The organism is Phycicoccus sp. HDW14 (assembly GCF_011383005.1).
Taxonomy (GTDB): Bacteria; Actinomycetota; Actinomycetes; order Actinomycetales; family Dermatophilaceae; genus Phycicoccus.
The window spans coordinates 458543-480953 of sequence record NZ_CP049935.1 but is presented as its reverse complement, the minus strand read 5'-3'; the positions used below and the strand labels follow the sequence as shown (position 1 = coordinate 480953).

Annotated in this window: 21 protein-coding genes, 1 tRNA gene and 2 pseudogenes; 6 read left to right on the top strand and 18 right to left on the bottom strand. The window is 72.3% G+C overall.

Features of this window, described 5'->3' with window-relative positions:
• Positions 1–15: 15 nt before the first annotated feature.
• Complete coding sequence (gene sodN / locus G7075_RS02435; RefSeq protein WP_166118537.1) at positions 16–411, top strand: superoxide dismutase, Ni; 396 nt, start codon at positions 16–18, stop codon at positions 409–411.
• Between the two features lie 202 nt (positions 412–613).
• Here sodN and manA read toward each other — a convergent pair whose 3' ends face one another.
• From manA to G7075_RS02415, 4 genes are all read right to left on the bottom strand, one after another.
• Positions 614–1771, bottom strand: coding sequence for a mannose-6-phosphate isomerase, class I (gene manA, locus G7075_RS02430; protein WP_166118535.1), 1158 nt, complete (start codon positions 1769–1771; stop codon positions 614–616).
• A 39-nt stretch (positions 1772–1810) separates the two neighbouring features.
• Positions 1811–3142 (bottom strand): HD-GYP domain-containing protein, encoded by a 1332-nt coding sequence (locus G7075_RS02425; RefSeq protein ID WP_166118533.1) that lies wholly within the window; start codon positions 3140–3142, stop codon positions 1811–1813.
• Positions 3139–4287 carry an HD-GYP domain-containing protein gene (locus tag G7075_RS02420; RefSeq protein ID WP_166118531.1) on the bottom strand — a complete coding sequence of 383 codons (1149 nt, stop codon included), beginning with the start codon at positions 4285–4287 and terminating at the stop codon, positions 3139–3141. The genes G7075_RS02425 and G7075_RS02420 overlap by 4 nt, the downstream gene beginning before the upstream one ends.
• Before the next feature lie 126 nt (positions 4288–4413).
• Positions 4414–4551 (bottom strand): hypothetical protein, encoded by a 138-nt coding sequence (locus G7075_RS02415; protein WP_166118529.1) that lies wholly within the window; start codon positions 4549–4551, stop codon positions 4414–4416.
• Between the two features lie 159 nt (positions 4552–4710).
• On the opposite strand from G7075_RS02415, the gene G7075_RS22370 reads away from it, so the two are divergent.
• Positions 4711–4785, top strand: a complete 75-nt coding sequence (locus G7075_RS22370; protein ID WP_009775747.1) for a 50S ribosomal protein bL37 — start codon at positions 4711–4713, stop codon at positions 4783–4785.
• Between the two features lie 72 nt (positions 4786–4857).
• Here G7075_RS22370 and rsrA read toward each other — a convergent pair whose 3' ends face one another.
• From rsrA to G7075_RS02395, 4 genes are all read right to left on the bottom strand, one after another.
• A complete protein-coding gene (gene rsrA / locus G7075_RS02410) occupies positions 4858–5139 on the bottom strand; it encodes a mycothiol system anti-sigma-R factor (protein WP_166118527.1) in 282 nt (93 codons plus the stop codon).
• A complete protein-coding gene (locus tag G7075_RS02405; RefSeq protein ID WP_166118526.1) occupies positions 5139–5771 on the bottom strand; it encodes a sigma-70 family RNA polymerase sigma factor in 633 nt (210 codons plus the stop codon). The genes rsrA and G7075_RS02405 overlap by 1 nt, the downstream gene beginning before the upstream one ends.
• A 113-nt stretch (positions 5772–5884) precedes the next feature.
• Entirely contained in the window at positions 5885–6184 is a 300-nt protein-coding gene (locus G7075_RS20135; protein ID WP_205860601.1) for an alpha/beta family hydrolase, read from the bottom strand.
• Positions 6185–6509: 325 nt separating this feature from the next.
• A complete protein-coding gene (locus G7075_RS02395) occupies positions 6510–7343 on the bottom strand; it encodes an SOS response-associated peptidase (RefSeq protein ID WP_166118524.1) in 834 nt (277 codons plus the stop codon).
• A gap of 86 nt (positions 7344–7429) precedes the next feature.
• On the opposite strand from G7075_RS02395, the gene G7075_RS02390 reads away from it, so the two are divergent.
• The 3 genes and pseudogenes from G7075_RS02390 to rsgA all read left to right on the top strand — a co-directional run bounded on the left by G7075_RS02390 (position 7430) and on the right by rsgA (position 10278).
• The gene (locus G7075_RS02390) at positions 7430–7972 is read left to right on the top strand and encodes a DoxX family protein (protein ID WP_166118522.1); all 543 of its coding nucleotides are present in this window, start codon (positions 7430–7432) and stop codon (positions 7970–7972) included.
• The gene (gene aroA / locus G7075_RS02385; RefSeq protein ID WP_166118520.1) at positions 7959–9251 is read left to right on the top strand and encodes a 3-phosphoshikimate 1-carboxyvinyltransferase; all 1293 of its coding nucleotides are present in this window, start codon (positions 7959–7961) and stop codon (positions 9249–9251) included. The genes G7075_RS02390 and aroA overlap by 14 nt, the downstream gene beginning before the upstream one ends.
• Positions 9251–10278: pseudogene (gene rsgA / locus G7075_RS02380) on the top strand (ribosome small subunit-dependent GTPase A). Before aroA ends, rsgA begins: the two are co-directional and overlap by 1 nt.
• 30 nt (positions 10279–10308) lie before the next feature.
• Here the strand turns inward: rsgA and G7075_RS02375 are convergent.
• From G7075_RS02375 to G7075_RS02355, 5 genes and pseudogenes are all read right to left on the bottom strand, one after another.
• On the bottom strand, positions 10309–11520 hold the full coding sequence (locus tag G7075_RS02375; protein ID WP_166118518.1) for an ABC transporter ATP-binding protein: 1212 nt from the start codon (positions 11518–11520) through the stop codon (positions 10309–10311).
• Complete coding sequence (locus tag G7075_RS02370; protein WP_166118515.1) at positions 11513–12550, bottom strand: ABC transporter ATP-binding protein; 1038 nt, start codon at positions 12548–12550, stop codon at positions 11513–11515. Before G7075_RS02370 ends, G7075_RS02375 begins: the two co-directional genes overlap by 8 nt.
• Before the next feature lie 10 nt (positions 12551–12560).
• Positions 12561–13486, bottom strand: a pseudogene (locus G7075_RS02365) (ABC transporter permease).
• Entirely contained in the window at positions 13479–14408 is a 930-nt protein-coding gene (locus G7075_RS02360; RefSeq protein WP_166118513.1) for an ABC transporter permease, read from the bottom strand. The pseudogene G7075_RS02365 and the gene G7075_RS02360 overlap by 8 nt, the downstream one beginning before the upstream one ends.
• A gap of 212 nt (positions 14409–14620) precedes the next feature.
• Positions 14621–16243 carry an ABC transporter substrate-binding protein gene (locus tag G7075_RS02355; RefSeq protein ID WP_240917834.1) on the bottom strand — a complete coding sequence of 541 codons (1623 nt, stop codon included), beginning with the start codon at positions 16241–16243 and terminating at the stop codon, positions 14621–14623.
• 270 nt (positions 16244–16513) lie between these two features.
• On the opposite strand from G7075_RS02355, the gene hisN reads away from it, so the two are divergent.
• Positions 16514–17326 (top strand): histidinol-phosphatase, encoded by an 813-nt coding sequence (gene hisN, locus G7075_RS02350; RefSeq protein WP_166118509.1) that lies wholly within the window; start codon positions 16514–16516, stop codon positions 17324–17326.
• A 22-nt stretch (positions 17327–17348) separates the two neighbouring features.
• On the opposite strand, the gene G7075_RS02345 is transcribed toward hisN, so the two are convergent.
• The 5 genes from G7075_RS02345 to G7075_RS02325 all read right to left on the bottom strand — a co-directional run bounded on the left by G7075_RS02345 (position 17349) and on the right by G7075_RS02325 (position 22313).
• On the bottom strand, positions 17349–17864 hold the full coding sequence (locus tag G7075_RS02345) for a methylated-DNA--[protein]-cysteine S-methyltransferase (RefSeq protein WP_240917833.1): 516 nt from the start codon (positions 17862–17864) through the stop codon (positions 17349–17351).
• Positions 17854–19197 carry a pitrilysin family protein gene (locus tag G7075_RS02340; protein WP_166118507.1) on the bottom strand — a complete coding sequence of 448 codons (1344 nt, stop codon included), beginning with the start codon at positions 19195–19197 and terminating at the stop codon, positions 17854–17856. The genes G7075_RS02345 and G7075_RS02340 overlap by 11 nt, the downstream gene beginning before the upstream one ends.
• Positions 19194–20486 (bottom strand): pitrilysin family protein, encoded by a 1293-nt coding sequence (locus G7075_RS02335; protein ID WP_166118505.1) that lies wholly within the window; start codon positions 20484–20486, stop codon positions 19194–19196. The genes G7075_RS02340 and G7075_RS02335 overlap by 4 nt, the downstream gene beginning before the upstream one ends.
• Before the next feature lie 47 nt (positions 20487–20533).
• The gene (locus G7075_RS02330; RefSeq protein ID WP_166118503.1) at positions 20534–21901 is read right to left on the bottom strand and encodes an NAD(P)/FAD-dependent oxidoreductase; all 1368 of its coding nucleotides are present in this window, start codon (positions 21899–21901) and stop codon (positions 20534–20536) included.
• A gap of 335 nt (positions 21902–22236) precedes the next feature.
• Positions 22237–22313 (bottom strand) — tRNA-Met (locus G7075_RS02325).
• Positions 22314–22411: the final 98 nt, after the last annotated feature.

Here is a 22411-nt window from a genome sequence, read left to right as displayed (position 1 = left end):
CCCGAGGAGTGGCACATGCTGTCCCTGTTCCGCATCACCGACGTCGCGGCCCACTGCGACCTCCCGTGCGGCGTCTACGACCCCGCCCAGGCCCGGATCGAGGCCGAGTCGGTCAAGGCGATCATCGCCAAGGTCGCGGACAACGACGACCCCGACTTCCGCGTCCGCGCGACGATCATCAAGGAGCAGCGCTCCGAGCTCGTCAAGCACCACCTGTGGGTGCTCTGGACCGACTACTTCAAGCCCCCGCACTTCGAGAAGTTCCCGCAGCTGCACACCCTCGTCAACGAGGCGACCAAGCTGGCGGGCGCCTCGGGCACCAAGGGCGAGTTCGACGCGGCGAAGGCCGACGAGCTGCTCGCGAAGATCGACGAGATCGACGCGATCTTCAAGGAGACCAAGAAGGCCTGAGCCACAGCGCCTTCCGCCGACGGCGGGTGTCCTCACGGGGCACCCGCCGTCGTCGCGTCCGGGGACGGGTGTCGCGGGGGCCCTGGTGCAGATCGGGCGGATGGCCACCGGGACGGCGCGGCTCGCGAGCCGCCTGTTCCTGTCCCGGGCCCGGCCGAGGAGGCTCACGAGGGGCCAGCCCGGCTCGCGAGCCGGGTCGGCGTCAGAAGGCGTCGGGGACGGTGACGAGGTAGACCTCGCCGGCGCCCTCGAGCGTCACGGCACCTTCGCCCGCGGGGAGGAACGCCGACTCGACGTCACCCAGCTCGAGACCGCCCGATGCGGACGTCAGGGTGACCTGCCCCCGCAGGCAGAAGACGATGCGCGGTGCGGTGTCGGCGGGCAGCCGCCGGCCGGGCGTCACCCGCGCCAGCCGGAACCGGTCGGACGCGCTGTCGAAGACCTCGAGCCCCGGCTCCACCACCCGTCCGGTCCCCGCGACCCCATCGGCCCGCGGGTCGACGATGTGCAGCAGCTCGGGGACGTTGACGGGCTTGCTCGTCAGCCCGGCGCGCACGACGTTGTCGGAGTTCGCGAGCACCTCGACCCCGAGCCCGCGCACGTACGAGTGCAGCACCCCGGCGGCCACGTCGATGTACTCCCCCGGCTCGAGCAGCCGGTGGTGCATGAGCAGCAGCACGACGAGCCCGATGTCGTCGGGGTGCTCCTCGGCGACGCGCACGACGGCGGCGCTGGCCTCCCCGAACTCGCCGGCCCGGCCCTCGAGCCGCACGCAGGCGGCGACGACGGCCCGGGCCAGCTCGGCGACGTCGTCGGCGGGCGTGGCCAGGACGAGCGCGAGCATCTCGTGGACGGGGTCGTCGGCGGACGCGGCCTGCTCGGCGAGGGCGCTCAGGCGCGGCACCCGCAGGCGTCGGACGAGGTCGGTGACCTCGGCGAAGGAGCGCAACCCGACGAAGACCTCGAAGGGCGCGATGGCCAATAACAGCTCGGGCTTGGCCCAGTCGTCGCCGTACACCTCGTCGCCCGTGCGCCCGCGCTCGGCCCGGGCCTGTTCGGCGGTCGGGTGCGCCTGGATCGAGATCGCCCGCCCGGGGGCGAGGACCTTGAGGAGGAACGGCAGCCGCGGGCCGTACCGCTCGACGCACTCCGCACCGAGGACGCCCACCGGGTCGGCGGCGACGAGGTCGGCCAGCGTCGGGGCTCCCGGTCGGTCGGTGCCGGACGGCCCCTCCTCGTGCGCGCCCATCCACAGCTCGGACTCGGGCTCGGCGCTCGGGATGTCGCGGCCCTGGAGACTGGCGATGGCCACCAGCGAGCCCCAGGCGTCGTGGAAGACGACGGGGGTGAGGCGGTCCACGGGGTCCTTCGCTCGGCTCGGGTGCGGGGGCTTCGCACTCTATCGGGCGGCCACGCCCCGGTCGTCGACCCGACCCACCGACACGTCCTCGACGACGCGGGTCAGGGCGTCGACCACCTCGGGGTCGTACTCGTAGCCGAGGCCGAGGTGGATGCGCTCCATCGCGGCCGCCACCAGCACGGGGTCGCCCGAGCCGGCCGACAGGTCGTCGAAGGCGTTGGCGCACTTGATGATCCGGCTCTCCAGCGGCACGGGCTCGTTGAGCTCGCGGACCAGCCGGTAGGCCGTGGTCTGGGTCTCGACGAAGCGGGCGACGTCGTCGAGGTTCTCGGCCCGGCGGATGATGCGGGCGCCCTCCTCGGCGATGTCGCGCTGGTCGGCGGGTGCCGCGAGGACCGTCGCGCCGTCGGGGATCGGGTCGAGCAGCGAGATCTGCCCGAGGTCGTGGAGCAGCGCCGCGTACTCGAGGCTGCGCAGCTGGCGGTCGCCGAGGCCGAGCACGCGGCCGATCCGCACGGACAGGCCGGCGACCCGCTCGGCGTGGCGCTCCGGCGTGTAGCCACCGTGCTCGGTGAGGTGGGACAGCGTCGCGACCAGCTGGCGGTTGGTCTCACGGTTGCGGGCGTACTGCCGGACGGCCGAGTAGGCCATGGCCAGGGGGACGAGGGCGACGGGCAGCGACAAGAGCCCGAGGACCGGCGCCATGAGCGCGACCATCGGCCCGGTGGCGACCACGGCGAGGGTCAGCGGGGCCGCCTCGCCCACCTCATCGCGCACGGCGGCGCGCCACGGGGTGCGCTGGCGCTCGGCCCGGATCCCGGCGACGAGCACGAGCTCGGTCAGCAACCCGACCGCGGCCACCATGACCATCCCGAGGGCCACGAGGCCCTGGGTGACCGTCGGGTCGAGCTGGGCGGCCCATAGCGTGCCGTTCGACGGCCCCACACCACGAGCCAGCCACGCCGCCACCCACACGCCGACGGATCGCGCCGCCAGTGCGGGAACGCCGACCCGTTCGTGGCGGACCCGCCGGACCGCAGCGGCGGTGGCCAGGCCGGCGGTGACGACGATGACGACCAGGCCCGGCTCCAAGGCGAACGTGGGCTCTCCGTGGATCCGCGCGAGGAAGACGACGGCGAGGGCTGCGGCGGACGAGATCGGCGCGGTCTCGCGGCCGCTGGGCATCCGGATGCGGGACAGCTCTCCAGCCGCGATGAGGACCACCGCAAGGAGGAGCGTGTGCCGGTGGGTCGTGAGCAGCCGCGGGAGGAGGTCACCGGCGGAGACGAAGCCCAACACGACGGCGACCGCCCCGAGAGCGATGACCGCCCGGCTGACGAGGAGCGCGGGCAACCGGACGAAGGGCGTCACGTTGGGCTCTGGTCGGAGCGGACCCTCGCGAGTGCCTCGTCGAGAGCGCGCACCAGGACCGCGGCATCGGCTCCGACCACCTCTGCCGCCACGAGGTCACGGGCCAGCGCCGACGCCTGGACGGTCCCCCCGGGGCTCCCCACCGTCGTCAGGAGGTCGTAGCGGTCGGCGAGCGCGACGATGCGTGACGGGAGGGAGGACTGCACGGACCCCAACGCCTCGCGGTGCCAGCGGATGGGGTCGAGGGCGCCGCGGAGGAACGTCAGGTCGTCGAGGAGGGCGACTCCCGCCTCCGGGTAGCCGTCCTGGCCGCCGGAGGGGTCGGTGAGGTCGAGGTCGCGGACGACGCGGGTCGACAGGCTGGTCTGGCCGACGTCGTGCAGCATCCCGGCCATGCGGGTGTCCGCGACAAACTGCGGGCTCAAGCCGAGGTGTTCGGCCATCCGCGCACTCAACTCGGCGACTCGGGAGCTGTGCCCCGCGAGGTGTGGTGCTTTGGCCTCAACGGCTGCGACGAGAACCTCCAGGGCGCGCTGCTGGCCCTCGAGCTCTTCGGCGTGTTGTCGATAGGCCCACTGAGCGACCAAAAGCGGCGCGAGCACGATGATGACCGCCTCCGGCCCGAGGCCCGCCGGCTTCCACAGGACGACCAGAGGAATCGCGATCAGGCTGAAGCCGAGGTACGCCAACCCCGTCCCCTGGAGCATGGAGGCCATCTGCAGCCGCATGGGGACCCCGTGCGACACGCGGACGACGCCCGCCACCAGGACTAGGTTGACCGCCAGCTGGACGACGCTCGCCACGAGCATGGGCAGAGCGAGCGACAGGACGACCGCCGAGACCTCCGACAACCGAGACGGAGCTGTCGTCCCGCCGGTCGCTTGAAAGGCCACGCCGCCGAGAAGCCGGTAGAGAGCGAAGGTCGCCGCGTTGAACAGCCGAATGCGCGGTGCCAGATGGCGACCCGTGAACGCTCCCGTGACCGCTCCAGCCAAGGACGCTCCGACCGGTCCGACGATTGCCATCGCGGCCAGTGACAAGATGCTCGAGATGTCCACGCGCACCCGGTCGCCGACGTCGACGACGTTCTGGAGGAGTGGCAGAACGATGGCGAGGACGAGGAAGACCGCGAGGTCCGGGCCCAAGGGGACGCCTTGGGCCCGGACCGCCACGGAAACGGCTACGAGAGCCACGACGGTTACCATCCCGATGTAGGCGGTGCCGGCGTTTCCTCGCGCGCCCTTTCGTGCTGATGCCATCGGTTGAGGAGGTCAGCCCCCGTACGACCAGCTGTTCTGGGCGTTCTGGGTGGACTTCAGGTCGACCGGCGCTGCCGTGGCAGAGGTCGCCCCCGCGGTCACGAGAGCGGCGAGGAGAGCGGCAGCGGCGAGAGTACGGATCGTGCGCATGATGGTTCCTTCCAGAGGGTGAATGACCTCGGCCAAGGCTCTCCGGGGCAGCCGGGGTCAGCGAAATTCTTTCACGAGGAAGGGTGTGCGACAATCACAGCGGCACCAGTGCGCCTCCGTGTCGCAGATTCCGGAGGCCGTTCCCGACGAGAGGTCACCATGAGCAAGCGCGCCCGCAAGCGTCGTTCGCGCAAGGGCAACAAGGCCAACCACGGCCGCAAGCCCAACGCCTGAGCAGCTGACGAGACGGGGCCCGGAGTGCATCTGCACTCCGGGCCCCGTCGTCTGCGCGTCCGCTGGTGCCGGTCAGTCGTCGTTCTCGAGGCGGACCATGGTGATCCGCTGCACGACCTGCAGACGCACCGCGGCGGGGGCGGCCTGGTCGTGGCACGAGCGCTTGACGACCTGCTTGACGGCCGCGTCGAGGTCGTGCTCGGCGAGGCACGGCCGACACTCGGCGAGGTGGGTGGCCACCCGCTTCACCTCGGCGGGGCTCATCTCGCCGTCGAGGTACTCGTAGATGTGGGTCAGGACCTCGGAGCAGTCGCTGTGGCCCTCGTGGGCGGGGTGCTCGGCGTGGTGTCCCATCACTCCTCCTCCGCCCGGACGAGGCCACGCTCTCGCGCGTAGCCGGTGAGCAGCGAGCGCAGCTGGCGCCGGCCGCGGTGCAGGCGGGACATCACCGTGCCGATGGGGGTGCCCATGATCTCGGCGATCTCCTTGTAGGCGAAGCCCTCGACGTCGGCGAGGTAGACGGCCATCCGGAAGTCCTCGGGCAGCTCCTGGAGCGCGCGCGTGACCTCGGTGTCGGGGAGGTGCTCGAGCGCCTGGGCCTCGGCGGACTTCAGCCCCGCCGAGGTGTGCGACTCGGCCCGGGCCAGCTGGTAGTCCTCGACGTCGGAGGCGTCGGACTGCTGCGGCTCGCGCTGCTTCTTGCGGTAGGTGTTGATGTACGTGTTCGTGAGGATGCGGTACATCCACGCCTTGAGGTTGGTCCCCGGGCGGTACTGGTGGAACGCGGCGTACGCCTTCGCGTAGGTCTCCTGGAGGAGGTCCTCGGCGTCGGCGGGGTTGCGCGTCGTGCGCATCGCTGCCGCGTACAGCTGGTCGATGAGGGGGAGGGCCTCGCGCTCGAAGCGCGCCTGCCGCTCGGCGGTGGTCTCGGTGGCGAGGTCGACCTCGGTCGACGGCTCCTCGAGCGGTGTCTGGGGGCTGGTCATCGCCTCCCAGCCTAGCCGGGCCCGCGGACGGGGCGAGGTGTCGAGGACGAACACTGGCAGCGCCTTCGGTCGGTGGAACGGTGACGAGGGCAGAACGCCCGCGACGCGCCGCCTCATTCCCCCGGCGCCAGGCGCCGCAGCACGTGGGCGGCCACCCGGTCGGCGACCCGCCCGAGGGAGTGCGGGCCGGGGACGACGTCGAGGGTGGCCAGCGGCGGCAGCACCGCCTCGACCTCGGCCGGGGTGCCGAACGGGTCGGTGCTCCCCTGGACGACGTGCACCGCGAGGCCCGTGGCGGACGGCTCGGCGAGCTCGTGGGCGCGTGAGGCCTCCGGCTTCCCGGGTGGGTGCAGCGGGAACGAGAGGCACACCACGGCATCGGCACCGACGGCCGACGCGGTGCGGCAGGCCACCCGGGCCCCGCGCTGCGGCCCCCGACCACGAGCCGCCCTCCCCCGGCGCCCCGGGTGACGTCCTCGAGCACCGGCAGCCACGCCTCGTCGAGGGCGGGCGGGCGCGGCCCGAGCCGGCGCTCGGCGACCCGCCACGGCTGGTCCACGAGGACCACCCGCCAGCCGGCGCCGAGCAGCGCGTCCCGGACCGCCAGGACGTCGAGGGTCCAGCGCAGGCCCCCGGCGCCGTGGCCGAGCACGAGGGTCCCGACGGGGTCGCCGGCCGGTGCGCTCGTCGTCGTGCGCGCCGGCCCCTGCGGGGTGTCGACGAGCCGCTCGGTGCCCGTCATCCGCCGATGACCTCACCGGTCATCGGGTCGACCACCCCGACGAGCTCCTCGGCGGGTGCCGGCGCCAGCAGCCCCGGCCCGTTGGACCGGTTGCTGCTCACGGCCCGACCGACGGGGTGGGCCGTGAACCGGCCGGCGGCGTGCGGTTCGAGCAGGTCGGCGACGTCGGCCGCAGTGGCGTTCGGGTCGAGCCAGCGGGCCCAGTCGGCCGGCTCGAGCACGACGGGCTGCCGGTCGTGGATGCGGTCGAGCCCCGGCTCGGCCTCGCCGGTGATGACGGTGAAGGTGCTCAGCCAGGCCATCGGGTCGTCGGGGTCGGTGACGGCGGGGTCGCGCCAGAACTCGTAGAGGCCGGCCATCGCGACGCTCGTGCCGTCGGCCCGCTCGGTGAAGAACGGCTGCTTGCGGGGCTTCCCCTTGGCGTCGAGCGCGGTCGGGGAGGCCTGCCACTCGTACCAGCCGCGGGCCGGCACGAGGCAGCGCCGGGCGGCCAGGGCCCGGGCGAACGCCGGCTTCTCGCGCACCGACTCGACGCGCGCGTTGATCATCCGCACCCCGCCCTTCGGGTCCTTCGACCAGCTGGGCACCAGGCCCCAGGTGAGCAGGCGCAGCTGGCGCCGGGGCGGCGCGTCACGGTCCTCGCGGGGGGCGCGGGAGAGGACGACCGGAGCCTGCTTGGTCGGCGCCATGTTGTGGTCGGGGCGCCCGGGCGGCGGCTCCTGGGGGTTGACGAGCACGCTGCGCCCCGGCTCGGAGCTGCGGTCGACCTCGACCTCGAACTCGAGCACGAGCTCGCCGGTGTTCGCCGTCGCGGCGTAGCGCCCACACATGTGCTCAGGCTACGCAGGGCCGCCCCGAGCAACTACGGTAGGCCGGGAGGTCCTGACCAGCAGGAACCCCGACCCGGAGGTACCGGATGTCCGTGGTGCGCCGCATCGCCCGACCCCTGCTCGCGTCGATGTTCGTCGTCGGAGGGGTCGACCAGCTGAAGCACCCGTCGGCCAAGGCCGGCACCGCGCGCCCGGTCGTCGAGAAGGTCGCCCCGCTCCTCCGGCTCCCCGCCGACACCGAGCTGCTCGTGCGCGCCAACGGCGTGGCGATGGTTGGGGCCGGCGCGTTGCTGGCCATGGGTCGCTTCCCACGCGTCTCGGCCACCGTGCTGGCCGCCACCCTCGTGCCGACCACGCTGGCCGCCCACCAGTACTGGCGCGAGGACGACGAGACGGTCCGCGCCCAGCAGCGCGTCCAGTTCCTCAAGAACCTCGGGCTCCTCGGCGGGCTGCTCCTCGCCGCCGTCGACACCGAGGGCCGCCCGGGGCTGGCCTACCGGGCCCACCTCGCGAGCGAGAGCGTGCAGCGGGCGGCCCGCACCACCCGTCGCGAGGCGCGCCACGTCGTGCACGAGGCCACCACCGAGGCGAAGCTGAAGGCGGCCCAGGCCCAGCATGCCTTCTCCTGACTGGCCCGCCCCCACCGCCGCGGGGCCGGTGCACGCCCGGGTCGTCCTGCCGGGCAGCAAGTCCCTGACCAACCGCTACCTCGTCCTCGCCGCGATCGCCGGTGACGTCTCCCGGCTGAGGGCTCCCCTGCGCTCGCGCGACACCCTCCTCATGGCCGGCGCCCTGCGCGCCCTCGGAGTCGGCGTCGACGACGTCGACGACGGCGACTGGCTCGTCACCCCGTCGGCGCTCGTCGGCGGCGGCCTCGTCGACTGCGGGCTCGCCGGCAATGTCATGCGCTTCGTGCCGCCGCTCGCCGGGCTCGCCGACGGCCCCGTGCGCTTCGACGGGGACCCGGGCGCCCGGGTCCGCCCGATGGCCCCCGTCCTCGAGGCGCTGCGCACCCTGGGCGTCGAGGTCGACGACGAGGGCCGCGGCGGGCTGCCCTTCACCGTCCTGGGCCGGGGGTCCGTGCGCGGTGGCGCGGTCACCATCGACGCCTCGGCCTCCTCGCAGTTCGTCTCCGGGCTGCTGCTGTCGGCCGCCCGCTTCGAGCAGGGCGTCACCGTGCACCACGACGGCAAGGCGGTGCCGAGCCTGCCCCACATCGAGATGACCGTCGAGACCCTGCGCGACGCCGGCGTGGTCGTCGACGACGGCGACGTGCACACGTGGCGGGTCGAGCCCAGCGACGTCAACGCCCTCGACGTGCAGGTCGAGCCGGACCTGTCGAACGCCGCCCAGTTCCTCGCGGCGGCCCTGGTCACCGGCGGCTCCGTGCACGTCCCCGGCTGGCCGCAGTACACGACCCAGGGCGGCGACTTCGTCCGCGAGGTCCTCGACATGATGGGCGCCGAGGTCGTGCTCGACCGCTCGGGCCTCACCGTCTCCGGCGGCGACGGCATCGGCGGCGTCGACGTCGACCTCCACGGGTCGAGCGAGCTGACGCCCGTCGTCGCAGCGCTGGCCGCCCTCGCCGACGGTCCGAGCGTCATCCGCGGCGTCGCCCACATCCGCGGGCACGAGACCGACCGGCTCGCCGCCCTGCGCACCGAGCTCACCGGCGTCGGGGCCGAGGTCGTCGAGACCGACGACGGCCTGCACATCACGCCGAAGCCGTTGCACGGCAACCTCTTCCACACCTATCACGACCACCGCATGGTCATGGCCGGTGCCGTGCTCGGGCTCGCCGTCGAGGGGGTCGTCGTCGAGGACGTCGACACCGTGGCCAAGACGATGCCCGACTTCACGAGCCTGTGGGACCGCATGCTCCACGAGCGGGTCACCGCGGACGCCTGATGGCGAGGTCCTCGCGCGACTACGACGAGTCCGACGTCCGCATCCGCCCCAACCGGCGTGGCTCGCGGCCCCGCACCAAGGAACGACCGGCCCACGCCGACGCCGTGTCGGGGCGGGTGCTCGGGGTCGACCGCGGGCGCTACCGGGTCCTCGTCGGCGACGACGGCGGCCGCCACGACGTCACGGCGATGCGGGCCCGCGAGCTCGGTCGCAAGGGCATCGTCGTCGGCGACGAGGTGCACCTCGTCGGCGACACCTCGGGCGCCGAGGGCAGCCTGGCCCGCATCGTGCGGGTCTCCCCGCGCATCACGGTGCTGCGGCGCACCGCCGACGACACCGACCCCGTCGAGCGGGTCCTCGTCGCCAACGCCGACCAGCTCGTCGTGGTGTCCGCGCTCACCAACCCCGAGCCGCGGCCCCGGCTCATCGACCGCTGCCTCGTCGCCGCCTACGACGCGGGGATGGAGCCCCTCCTGCTGCTCACCAAGGCCGACCTCATCGACCCCGCGCCGTTCCTCGAGCAGTACGCCCCGCTCTCGGTACGCGCCGTCGTCACCTCGCGCGGTCCGAACGGCACGATCGTCGGGCTCGACGCCGTGCTCGAGGCCCTGTCCGGGCGGGTCAGCGTCCTCGTCGGGCACTCCGGCGTCGGCAAGTCGACGATCGTCAACGCCCTGGTGCCCGACGCCCTGCGCGCCGTCGGGGTCGTCAACGACGTCACCGGACGCGGCCGGCACACCTCGACCTCAGCGGTCTCCCTCCCCTGCCCGACGACGACGGCTGGGTCGTCGACACCCCCGGCGTGCGCTCCTTCGGGCTGGCGCACGTCGACCCGGCCCGCATCGTCACGCACTTCCCCGACCTCGAGCCCGGCACCGAGGAGTGCCCGCGCGGCTGCACCCACGACGAGGAGGAGTGCGCCCTCGACGCCTTCGTCGCGAGCGGCGCGGCCGGCCCCGCCGGCCCGGCGCGGCTGGAGTCGCTGCGACGGCTCCTGCGCACGCGGACGGCCGCGGGCGAGGAGTAGGTCCTCACCCGCGGCCGTCGTGGCGCAGGGTCAGCGCGGGTTGTCGGTGGTGTCCTCGACCACGCGGGTCGGGTCCGACGGGCGCACGGCGTCCTCGGTGGCCGGCGGACGGGCCCGGTCCTCGGCCTGACCGCTGTCGAGCTCCTCGCCGCCGCCCTCGACCCCGAAGCCGGCACCGGCGTCGTCGGTCTCGGTGCTGACGAACCGTGCGTCGGGCTGGAGGTCGCTGACGTCGACCGTCTCGACGATGACCCGCGGCTCGGCGAAGTGGCACGCCGAGAGGTGCTCGCCGTGGCCGTCGGGCCGCGGCTCGAGCTCGGGCTCGAGGGTCTTGCAGGTGTCCTGGGCCTTCCAGCAGCGGGTGTGGAAGCGGCAGCCGCTCGGCGGGTTCGCCGGCGACGGCACGTCACCGACGAGCACGATCTGGTCGCGCTTGCCGCGCAGCGTCGGGTCGGGCACCGGCACGGCCGACAGCAGGGCCTGCGTGTACGGGTGCGTCGGCCGCGAGTAGACCTCGTCCTCCTCGCCGATCTCGGCCATCCGGCCGAGGTACATGACCCCGACCCGGTCCGAGATGTGGCGCACGACCGAGAGGTCGTGGGCGATGAAGACGTAGGCCAGCCCCAGCTCGTCCTGCAGCTTCTCCATGAGGTTGACGACCTGGGCCTGGACGGAGACGTCGAGGGCCGAGACCGGCTCGTCGCAGATGAGCACGCGCGGGTTGAGCGCGATGCCGCGCGCGATGCCGATGCGCTGGCGCTGGCCGCCGGAGAACTGGTGCGGGTAGCGGTGGATGTGCTCGGGGTTGAGGCCCACGAGCTCGAGGAGCTCCTGGACCCGCTGGCGCCGACCACCCTTCGGGACCACGTCGCCGTGGATCTCGAACGGCTCACCGATGATGTCGCCGACCGTCATCCTCGGGTTGAGCGAGGTGTACGGGTCCTGGAAGACGATCTGGATGTTCCGGCGCAGGTGCCGGGTCTCCCGCGGCGAGGCGCCGGACCAGTCCTGGCCCTCGAAGAACACCTGGCCCGCCGTCGGCTCCTCGAGCCGCATGAGCAGCCGGCCGAGGGTCGACTTGCCGCAGCCGGACTCACCGACGATGCCGAGCGTCTCGCCCTTGTGCAGCTCGAAGCTCACACCGTCGACGGCCTTGACCTGACCCACCGTGCGGCGCAGCACCCCCTTGCGGATGGGGTAGTGCTTGACCAGGTTCTGGGCGCTGAGGACGACCTCAGGCATCGACGACCTCCTCGGCGAAGTGGCAGGCCGAGAACCGGCCCGGGGTGACCTCCCGCAGCTCGGGACAGTCGGTACGGCAGATGTCCCGGGCCATCCGGCAGCGCGGGTTGAACGCACAGCCCGACGGGATCCGCATGAGGTTCGGCGGGAGCCCACCGATCGCCGCGAGGGTCTGGCCCTTCTGGTCCAGGCGCGGGATCGACTCGAGCAGCCCGCGCGTGTACGGGTGTGCCGGAGACGCGTACAGCTCGTCGACCTCGGCCTTCTCGACGAGCCGGCCGGCGTACATCACCGTGATCCGGTCGGCGACGTCGGCGACGACCCCGAGGTCGTGGGTGATGAGGATGAGGCCCATCTGGCGCTCCTCCTGCAGCTCCTGCAGGAGGTTCATGATCTGGGCCTGCACCGTGACGTCGAGGGCCGTGGTCGGCTCGTCGGCGATGAGCACCGCCGGGTCGAGCGCGATGGCCATCGCGATCATGATGCGCTGGCGCATGCCGCCCGAGAACTGGTGCGGGTAGGCCTTGACGCGCTCGCGCGCGGCGGGGATCTGCACCCGCTCCATGAGCCGGATGGCCTGCTGGAGCGCGTCGGACTTGTTCATCCCCCGGTGCACGCGGAACATCTCGGCGATCTGCCAGCCGACCGGGAAGACCGGGTTCAGCGATGAGAGCGCGTCCTGGAAGATCATCGAGATCTCCGGGCCGCGGGTCTTGCGCCGCTGCTCGTCGGGCATGGTCAGCAGGTCCTGGCCGCAGTAGCGGATGTGACCGTGGGGGATGACCGCCGGGGGCATGTCGAGGATGCCCATGATGGCCTGGGCGGTGACCGACTTGCCGGAGCCCGACTCCCCGAGGATGGCCAGGGACTCGCCCTGGCGCAGGTCGAAGGAGACGCCGTTGATGGCCGTCGCGACCCCGTCGGGGGTGTGGAACTCGACGAACAGGTCGTCGACCTCGAGCAGCACCCCGTCCTGGGGCTCGTAGCGGACCCGGCCGTCGTCCGTCCGGGTGGTGTCCTGAACCGTCATGACGTCTCCTTCACCGGTTCTTCGGGTCGAGGGCGTCACGGACCACGTCACCGAGCATGATGAACGCGAGCACCGCGAGGGACAGGAACAGGCTGGGGAAGAACAGCATGTGCGGGGTGGTGCGCATGCCGACGACCGCGGCGCTGATGTCGACGCCCCACGAGACGGTGGGCGGCTGGAGGCCGATGCCGAGGTAGGACAGCGTCGCCTCGGCCGAGATGTAGGCACCGAGGTTGATCGTCGCGACGACGATCATCGGGGCCAGCGCGTTCGGCACGATGTGCGAGCGGATGACCCGCCACGGGCTCGCGCCGAGGGCGCGGGCGGCCTGCACGTAGTCGTTGGGCTTGACCTGGATGACGCTGCTGCGCATCAGGCGGGCCATGCTCGGCCAGCCGAGCACGACGAGCGCGACGACGACCTTGAGGACGATGAGGAAGTAGTTGTCCGTGGCCGGCAGCGTGACGAGCACGATGACCGCACCGAGCAGCAGCGGGATGGCGAAGAAGATGTCGCCGAGCCGCGAGAGCACGGTGTCGACCCACCCGCCGGCGTACCCGGCGAACACGCCCACGATGCCCCGATGAGGGTCGTGAGGATGGTCGTCAGCAGGCCGACGAGGATCGAGGCGCGGGCGCCGTAGATGCAGCGGGCGTAGATGTCGTAGCCCTGGATCTCGCGCCCGAACCAGGCGTTCGCGTTGGGCCCGACGCGGGCGTCCTTGAGGATCGCCTCGGTGGGGTCGGTGCTCGTGAACAGGCTCGGCCAGACCGCCATGAGGACGAACAGCGCGATGAGCGCCGAGGAGATCCAGAACAGCGGGTTGCGGCGCATGCTGCGCCAGGCGTCGGACGTCAGGGACCGGGCCGGGCCGGTGTCACCGGCGTCGGGCGCGGAGGCGGCGACGGTGGTCTCGGCGATGGCGGCGTCACTCATGGCTGATCCTCGGGTCGAGCAGGCCGTACAGGAGGTCGACGAGCAGGTTGGCGACGAGGTAGACGATGACGAGCAGCGTCACCGCGCCGACGACGGAGGCACCGTCGCGGGCCCGGATGGCGCGGAACACGTAGCCGCCGATGCCCGGGATGTTGAAGATGCCCTCGGTGACGACCGCGCCACCGAGCAGCGCGCCGAAGTCGAACCCGATGAAGGTGACCACGGGGATGAGCGAGTTGCGCAGGGCGTGCAGGCCGATGGCGCGACGCTTCGTCAGGCCCTTGGCCACGGCGGTGCGCACGTAGTCGGCGCGCAGGTTCTCGACGAGGTTGGTGCGCATCAGGCGCGCGACGTAGGCGACGGAGACCGAGCCCAGCACGATGGCCGGCAGCAGCAGCTGGTAGACCGACGGCGTCGAGGAGGTGACCGTGACCTCGAACCACCCGAGCTTGACGCCGAGGTAGAGCTGGGCCACGTACCCGATGACGAAGATGGGGATCGAGATGAGCACGAGGGTCGACACGAGGATGAGGTTGTCGAGGAACCCACCTCTGCGGATCCCTGTCACGACACCCGCGAGGATGCCGATGCCGGCCTCGATGATGACCGACATGAGGGCCAGCTTGGCGGTGACCGGGACGCGCAGCTTGAGCTGGTCGGCGACCGGGATGTTGTTCGACGTCGTCCCGAGGTCGCCCTTGGCGAGGTTGAGGACGTACTTGCCGTACTGGACCGGCAGCGGCTTGTCGAGGTTGTACTTCTGGATGTACGCCGCCCGGTAGGCCGGCGAGCACGGACGCTCTCCGCACTTGCCCGCGACGGGGTCGCCCGGTAGGGCGAAGACCATCGCGAAGATGAGGAACGTGGCGCCCAGGACCACCGGGATCATCTGGAGGATCCGTCGGATGATGTAAGTGCCCACCGTCACCTCCTGAAGACTCGGGACGCCCTGTCGGGTGTTGCGACGGCGGCGTCGGGTTGGGTTACCGGGATGAACCTAGACCATGCACTGAGACGGTGGTAGCGCCGGGACCCGGCATCCTGACGCACCATCGCCCCGACACGGCCGTCGGCCTGCCAGCAGTGCGCTGACAGGCCGACGACGTGTGGAGAGGGACCTGACGGTTCCTCAGATCACTTGACGGACACCGACGTGAAGTCGATGGTGCCGAAGGCCGTGATCTTGACCCCGGTGACCTTGTCGGACCAGCCCATGGTGGTCTTGCCGTACCACATGGGGATCGCCGGCATGTCGACCGCGAGGAGCGCCTCGGCCTCCTGGTACTTCGCGTTCGCCGCAGCGGCGTCCTGCTCGGCAGCAGCCTCGGAGAGGAGCTTGTCGAACGCCGGGTTGGAGTAGTCGCCGTCGTTCGAGGACGCGCCGGTCTTGAAGATCGGGGCGAGGAAGTTCTCGATCGAGGGGTAGTCCATCTGCCAGCCGGTGCGGAACATGCCCTTCATCTTGCGCTCACCGATCTCGGTGCGGAAGGTGGCGAAGTCGACGACGCCGGTGGCGACGCACTCGACACCCAGGGCCTGCTTGATGCTGTTGCAGGTGGCCTCGGTCCAGTCCTTGTGGGCCGCGTCCGCGTTGTACGAGAGGGTGATCTTGGAACCCTTGAAGCCGCCGGCCTCCTGGAGGAGGGCCTTGGCCTTGGTCGGGTCGTACTTGCACCACTCGCCGCACTGGTCGGCCTTGTAGCCGTCGACGACCGGGGAGACCCAGCCGGTGGCGGGCTGACGCGTGCCGTTGAAGATCTGCTTGACGATGGTGTCACGGTCGATCGCCATGGAGATCGCGTGACGGATCTTCGGGTCCGCGTAGTTCGGGTCGACCTTGGTCGGCGCGAAGGTGACCGTCTGGATGACGCCGGTCTCCTTCTCCGCGTTGCGGTCGGGGAGGTCCTGCTTGTACTTCTCGTCGATGAGCGCGCTGGTCGGGATCTCGTCCGTGATGTCCAGGTTGTTCGCGATCACGTCGTTGTACGCCGCGTCGGACTGCTGGTAGATCTTGAACGTGATCTTGTCGACCTTGCCGCCGAAGTCGCCCTTGTAGTCGGCGAACTTGGACAGGACGATCGACTGCTCCTTGTTCCACGCGTCGAGCTTGTACGGACCGGAACCGATCGGCTTGTCACCGAAGGCCTTCGGGTCGGTGAAGAACGCGTCGGGGAGCGGCGAGAACGCCGAGTAGCCGAGACGGACCGGGAGGTTCGAGACCTTCTCGGTGGTCTTGATCGTGAAGGTGGTGTCGTCGACGACCTTGAGGCCGGTCAGCGTCTTGGCCTTCGGCACGCCGGCGCCGGCGCACGGGTCGTCGCCCTCACCGGTGCACTGGGTGTCGCCGAAGCCCTCGATGGGCTCCATGAAGTAGCCGGAGCTCTGGCCGTTGGGGCCGTACGCGGCGTAGTTCCAGGCGTCGACGAAGTTCTTGGCCTTGATGTCGGTGCCGTCGTGGAACTTGCGACCGGTCTTGAGCTTCACGGTGAAGTTCTGGTTGTCCGTCGTGTCGATGGACTCCGCGAGGTCGTTCGTCGGCTTGGCGGTCTCCGCGTCGTAGTGCACCAGCTTGGAGAAGATCGCGTCGATGACGTTGCCACCGCAGGTCTCCGTCGTGTTGCTGGGGATGAGCGGGTTCTCCGGGTTGCAGCCACGGACGGTGATCTCGCCACCCGTCTTGCCGCCTGCCGCCGAGCTCTGGTCGCCCCCGCTGTCCCCGCTACCGCAACCGGCGGCGAGAAGAGCGAAGGCGGACATGGCCGCAACGGCGACCGTGCGAGCAGTTCCTCGCATGGATGTCCTCCTGTGTGAAGTGGTCGCCACCCGGTGTCGGGTGGCATCTCCCTGAGGTGCCCCGGTCGGGTGCACCTCGATTGGCAGCGCCCTCCGGCGTGCGCGGTCCAGACAACACCACGTTCGGGCCGTTTGGAAGTTCCGTACCGCGCCGAGACCCGATTGTGACCGGATCGCGACCCACTCGACGCCGGCGCCGGAAGATCTTCGGTGCGAGCCGCTACGGTGAGGCTCGTGCCCGGCTACGACGACGACCTCCGCCTCGCCCACGTCCTCGCCGACGCGGTCGAGCGGGTCACCATCGAGCGGTTCCGGGCCGAGGACCTGCACGTCGAGGCCAAGCCCGACCTGACCCTCGTCAGCGACGCCGACCGCACGGCCGAGGAGGTCGTGCGCGGCCAGCTCAAGCGCACCCGCCCGCGCGACGCCGTCATCGGCGAGGAGCTCCCGCCCACGGGCTCCAGCCCGCGCCAGTGGGTGCTCGACCCCATCGACGGCACGCACAACTACGTCCGGGGCGTGCCGGTGTGGGCCACCCTCATCGCGCTCGTCGACGACGGCGTGCCGGTGCTCGGCCTCGTCGCGGCCCCGGCGCTGGGGCGGCGGTGGTGGGCCACGCTCGGCAGCGGCGCCTGGGCCGGACGCAGCCTGACCAGCGCCAAGCGCCTCCACGTCTCGGGGGTCTCCCGCCTCGAGGACGCCTCCATCTCGCTGTCGAGCACGACGTCGTGGTCGGACGTCGGTCGGCTCGACGCGGTGCTGGCCCTGAGCCGGGCCTGCTGGCGCGAGCGGGCCTTCGGCGACTTCTGGTCCTACATGCTGCTCGCCGAGGGGGCGGTCGACATCGCGGCCGAGCCCGAGCTGGCCCTCTACGACATGGCGGCGCTCGTGCCCATCGTCACCGAGGCCGGTGGCCGCTTCACCTCGCTCGAGGGCGTCGACGGGCCGTTCGGCGGCAACGCGGTCGCGACCAACGGCCTCCTGCACGACGAGGTCATCGCCCGGCTGGCGTCCGACGGCCGCCCCGCGTCGGTCCCGCACGCCTGAGGTCGTCCGAGGACTTGTCGTCCTAGAAGAGGGCGCCCTGGTCGGCCTCGGTCGCGACGTTCTCGAGGCGCAGCAGCAGGGCCTTGCGCTCCAGCCCGCCCGCGTAGCCGGTCAGCGTCCCGTCGCTGCCGACCACCCGGTGGCACGGCAGGACGACGGGCAGCGGGTTGGCGCCGTTGGCCGCCCCCACCGCGCGGGAGGCCCCCGGCGGCAGCCCCAGCCGGTCGGCGATGGCGCCGTAGGTCGTCGTCGTGCCCCAGGGGACGGTCGCGAGCAGGTCCCACACCCGGTGCTGGAAGTCGGTGCCCCGCGGACGCAGCGGCAGGTCGAAGACGCGCAGCCGCCCGGCGAAGTACTCGACGAGCTGCCGGCGGGCCTCGACGAGCACGGGCGAGGCCCCGCGCAGCGTGCCGGGCGTGCCGTCCGGGGCGGCGTCGAAGCCGATGGCGACGAGGTGCTCGTCGCGGGCCAGCAGCTCGAGCCGCCCGATCGGCGACGGCATGACGAGCGAGTGCGCGCCGACCGGGTCAGCGGCCAACGGTGGTCACCGGGCCGGGGACCCGTCCCTCGAGCGCGGGCACGACGGAGGCGGCGTCACCGACGAGGACGACGGTCCACTCCCCCGTCGCCGTGCGCCGGTAGGCGGCGTCGAGGTCCTCGAGGGTCAGCGCCGCGACGGCCGCGAGGTTGCGCGTCGTGAAGTCGAGGGGCAGGCCCTCGAGCGCGAGCGCCGCGGTCTCGTCGGCGACGGCGTCGGCCGTGGCGTAGCGCCCCGGCGCGGTCTTGCCGACGAAGTCGACGCCGGTGCGCAGCTCGGTGGCGGTGAAGCCGTCGCGCGCGCCGTCGAGGATGCCGAGGAGGATCTCGACGGCCTCTCCGGTGACCTCGGAGCGCACCGAGCCCGAGGTGACGAACGAGCCGCCGGCGACCCGGGGGCGGAAGGCGGCCCGCACGCCGTACGTGTAGCCCTTCTCCTCGCGCAGGACCGCGTCGAGCCGGGCGCCCGGCGACCCGCCGACGACGAAGGAGGCGACGGGGTGCGGCGCCCATCCGTGCGGCGTCGAGCGGTCCGGACCCGGGCAGGCCACGACGATCTCGGTCTGGACCGCGCCGGGACGGTCGACGACGACGACCCGCGCGCGGTCGGCCGCCGGGACCGGGGCGAGCGCGGCCGGCGGGGGCACGTGGTCGGGGGCCTCCCAGGCACCGAGGGAGTCGGTGAGCAGGTCGAGGACCGGGAGCCCGGTGAGGTCGCCGGCGAGGACGAGGGTCGCGCCGCGGGGCCCGACGGTGCGGGCGTGCCGCTCGACGAGGTGGTCGCGGGTGATCGCCGAGACGGTCTCGACGGTGCCGGCCGTGGGGCGCGAGGCGCGGTCGGTGTCGGCCCAGAGGGTGCGGGCCACCTCGCGGGCCGCCCGGTGCGCGGCCGAGGCCCGCTCCTGCTCGATCTCGGCGAGCCGGCTGCGCAGGATGCGGCGCACCTCGTCCTCCGGGAAGACGGGAGTGGCCAGGGCGGCGGTGACGAGGTGGGCCGCGGTGCCGAGGTGGGACTGGGGGACGTCGACGTCGACGAGGAGGCCGCCGTCGGAGACCCCCGCCCCGATGGCCATGCCGTGCCGCTCGAGGAGCTCGGCGAACTCCTCGGGGTCGTGCTCCTGCGTCCCCTCGTCGAGGAGGCGGGCCATCATCGAGGAGACACCCTCGACCTCGCGGTCCTCGGTGGCCAGCGAGGTGGGGACCACGGCCCGCATCGAGAGGACGTACTGGCCCGGCAGGTCGTGCAGCAGCACCCGCAGCCCGTTGGGCAGGACGTGCTCGGTGGCCGCGGGGAAGGACCAGGGCGCCGGCGGTGCGACGACGGGGCGGGTCACGCGACCGCCTCCTCGTCGGCGGCGTCCGGCACGAGGTAGGCGACGACCGCCCGGCTGCGCGGGTCCAGCCAGCGCCGGGTGGCGGCGACGACGTCGTCGGCGGTCACGGCCCGGACGCGGTCGAGGTGGGTGTTGACCACGTCGGGATCGTCGTGGAGCAGGGTGTAGCGGCTGAGCAGGTCGGCGCGCTCCTCCTGGGAGGCCAGCGCCGACAGCCAGGCCCGCTCGGACTGGGCGACCGAGGCCTCGAGCTCGGCCTCGGTCGGGCCCTCGGCGGCGAGGCGCTCGAGCTCCTCGACGAGGGCGGCCTCGAGGTCCGCGGGGTCCGAGCCGGGGGCGACGTCGAGCACGACGAAACCGAGGGAGACGCCGTCGACGAAGCCCCAGGCGGTGGCGTGCACCCCGACCGCCGTCTGCTCGCGGCGCACCAGCCGGCGCACGAGCCGCGAGCTGGACAGGCCCCCGAGGCAGTCGAGGGCGACGGTGGCGGCGACGAGCTCGTCGCTCTCGTCGACGGGGAGCCGGAAGGCGACGTGCAGCCGGTCGTTGGGCACCGCCTCGCGGCGCTCGACGCGCACCGGGTCGGTGAGCGGCTCCAGCTGCGCCAGCGGCGGGCGGGGGTCCTGCACCCGGGCGTCGAGGTCGCCGAAGTACCGCTCGACGAGGGCGAACCCCGTGTCGGGGTCGATGTCGCCGCAGAGGGTGAGGACCGTGTTGTCCGGGGCGTAGTGCCGCCGGAAGAAGGCGTGGACGTCCTCGAGGCTCGCGGCGTCGAGGTCCTCCATCGAGCCGATCGTCGGGTGGTGGTACGGGTGGCCCTCGGGGAAGACGGCCGCGTAGACGTCGATGAGCGCGTTGCCGTACGGCTGGTTGTCGTACCGCTGGCGCTTCTCCTCCTTGACGACGTCGCGCTGGTTGTCGAGGTTCTCCTGGGAGACGGCGTCGAGGAGGTGGCCGTGCCGGTCGGCCTCCAGCCAGAGGGCCAGCTCGAGGGCACCGGTGGGCACGGTCTCGAAGTAGTTCGTCCGGTCGAACCACGTCGTCGCGTTGAGCCGGCCGCCCTCGGCCATCAGGGCCTCGAAGTGCTCGCCGCTGCGGACCTGCCGCGAGCCCTGGAACATCAGGTGCTCGAAGAGGTGGGCGAAGCCGGTGCGCCCGGCCTGCTCGTGCCGTGACCCGACCCCGACCCAGAGGTTGACCGTCACGTTCGGGACGGTGTGGTCGGGCGAGACGACGACGCGCAGGCCGTTCGGCAGCGTGCGCCGGTGGATCGGGTAGTCGAGCGGCATGGCGGTCACCCTACGGTTCCGGGGCCCCCGACCGCCCGCAACCCGGCTCAGCCCGCGTCGCGCAGGTCCTCCCCCGCCGCCTTGATGGCCCGGCGCGCGAAGACCTGCTGCTCGGTGGCGACCCGCTCGGCCCGGCCACGGCCGAGGAAGCTGACCGCCCAGTGCAGCAGCGTCGTCACGCGGTTCTTGAAGCCGATGATGTAGACGATGTGCACGCCGAGCCACAGCAGCCACGCGACGAACCCGCTGAAGCGCAGCCGGCCGATGGAGGCGACGGCGCTGAAGCGCGACACCGTGGCCATCGACCCCTTGTCGCGGTAGGTGAACCGCTCGTCGGTGGGCCGCCCGTCGAGGCGGTGGGTCACCTGCTTCGCCGCGAAGCGGGCGCCCTGGATGGCGACCTGGGCGACGCCGGGGAGGTCGTCGAGGCTGATCATGTCGCCGACGACGAAGACCTCGGGGTGGCCGGGCAGGGTGAGGTCGGGGTCGACCTTGACGCGCCCCGCGCGGTCGAGCTCGGCGTCGGACTGCTCGGCCAGCTGCCGTCCGAGCGGGCTGGCCTGCACCCCGGCCGCCCACATCTTCGTGAGCGCCTCGACCCGGACCTCGTGGCCCTCCCGGTCCTTGTAGGTGAGGCCGCTCTCGTCGACGTCGGTGACCATCGAGCCCGTGCGGACGTCGACCCCCATCTCGGTGAGCCGCCGGCGGGCCGCTCCCCCGAGCCGCTCGCCGAACGAGGGCAGGACGGTGTCGGCCGCGTCGAGGAGGATGACGTGCGCCTGGGTGGGGTCGATGCGCCGGAAGTCGTGCTTGAGGGTGCGGCTCGCGAGCTCGGCGATCTGGCCGGCCATCTCGACCCCCGTGGGGCCGGCACCGACGACGACGAAGGTCAGCGCGCGACGCACGTCCTCGTCAGTCGTCGCCAGCTCGGCGATCTCGAAGGCGCCGAAGATGCGGCCGCGCAGCTCGAGGGCGTCGTCGACCGACTTCATCCCGGGCGCGAACTCGGCGAACTCGTCGTGGCCGAACCACGACTGCCCGGCGCCTGCGGCGACGAGGAGGGTGTCGTACTCGCTGACCGTCCGCTGCCCGAGCAGCTCGGAGGTGACGGTGCGCGCCTCGAGGTCGATGTCGGTGACCTCGCCGAGGATGACGCGGGCGTTCTTCTGCCGGGCCAGCACCTCGCGAGTGCTCGGGGCGATCTCGCCCTCGGAGAGGATGCCCGTCGCCACCTGGTAGAGCAGCGGCTGGAAGAGGTGCTGCGCGGTGCGGGCGACGAGGGTGATCTCGACGTCGTCGCGACGGCGCAGCGCGCGGGTGCCGAAGAGGCCGCCGAAGCCGGAGCCGATGACGACGACGCGGTGGGGCCGGGAGTGGTGGTCGGGGTGGGGGTGGCGGCCTGGGGTGGTGGTCACGTCAGGTGCAACGCCGTGCCGGCCGGGAGATTCCGGCGACACGCCGGTGTGACGGGGCTCGCTGGCCGGGGTGCGGGTGATCTGCGCGAGTCCGCGTGCGGTGGCGTGCGGAGGCGCGCATCTCGCACGGACTCGAGAGCGGACATCGTCCTGTGGCCCGGGTGCGGGGGCTGGACGCCGCGCTCACGCGGGGGCACTGCGCGGTCGCGGGTCGCGGGGCAGGACGCCGCGCTCACGCCCGGGCTCCTGCGTCGCCCGGTCGTTCGCGCTCCCGGCATCCTGACCACGAGAAGGGGCCCCCTACCGGCTGCGCCGGTAGGGGGCCCTTCTCGTACTGGTAGCGGGGGCAGGATTTGAACCTGCGACCTCCGGGTTATGAGCCCGGCGAGCTACCGAGCTGCTCCACCCCGCGTCGAGTGAGTCACGTCCTTGCGGCCGTGCTCGGTATGTCCCCGAGGTTACGCGAGGGTGGCCGCCACGGCCAAATCGGCTACCCGGACGACGCCGTGG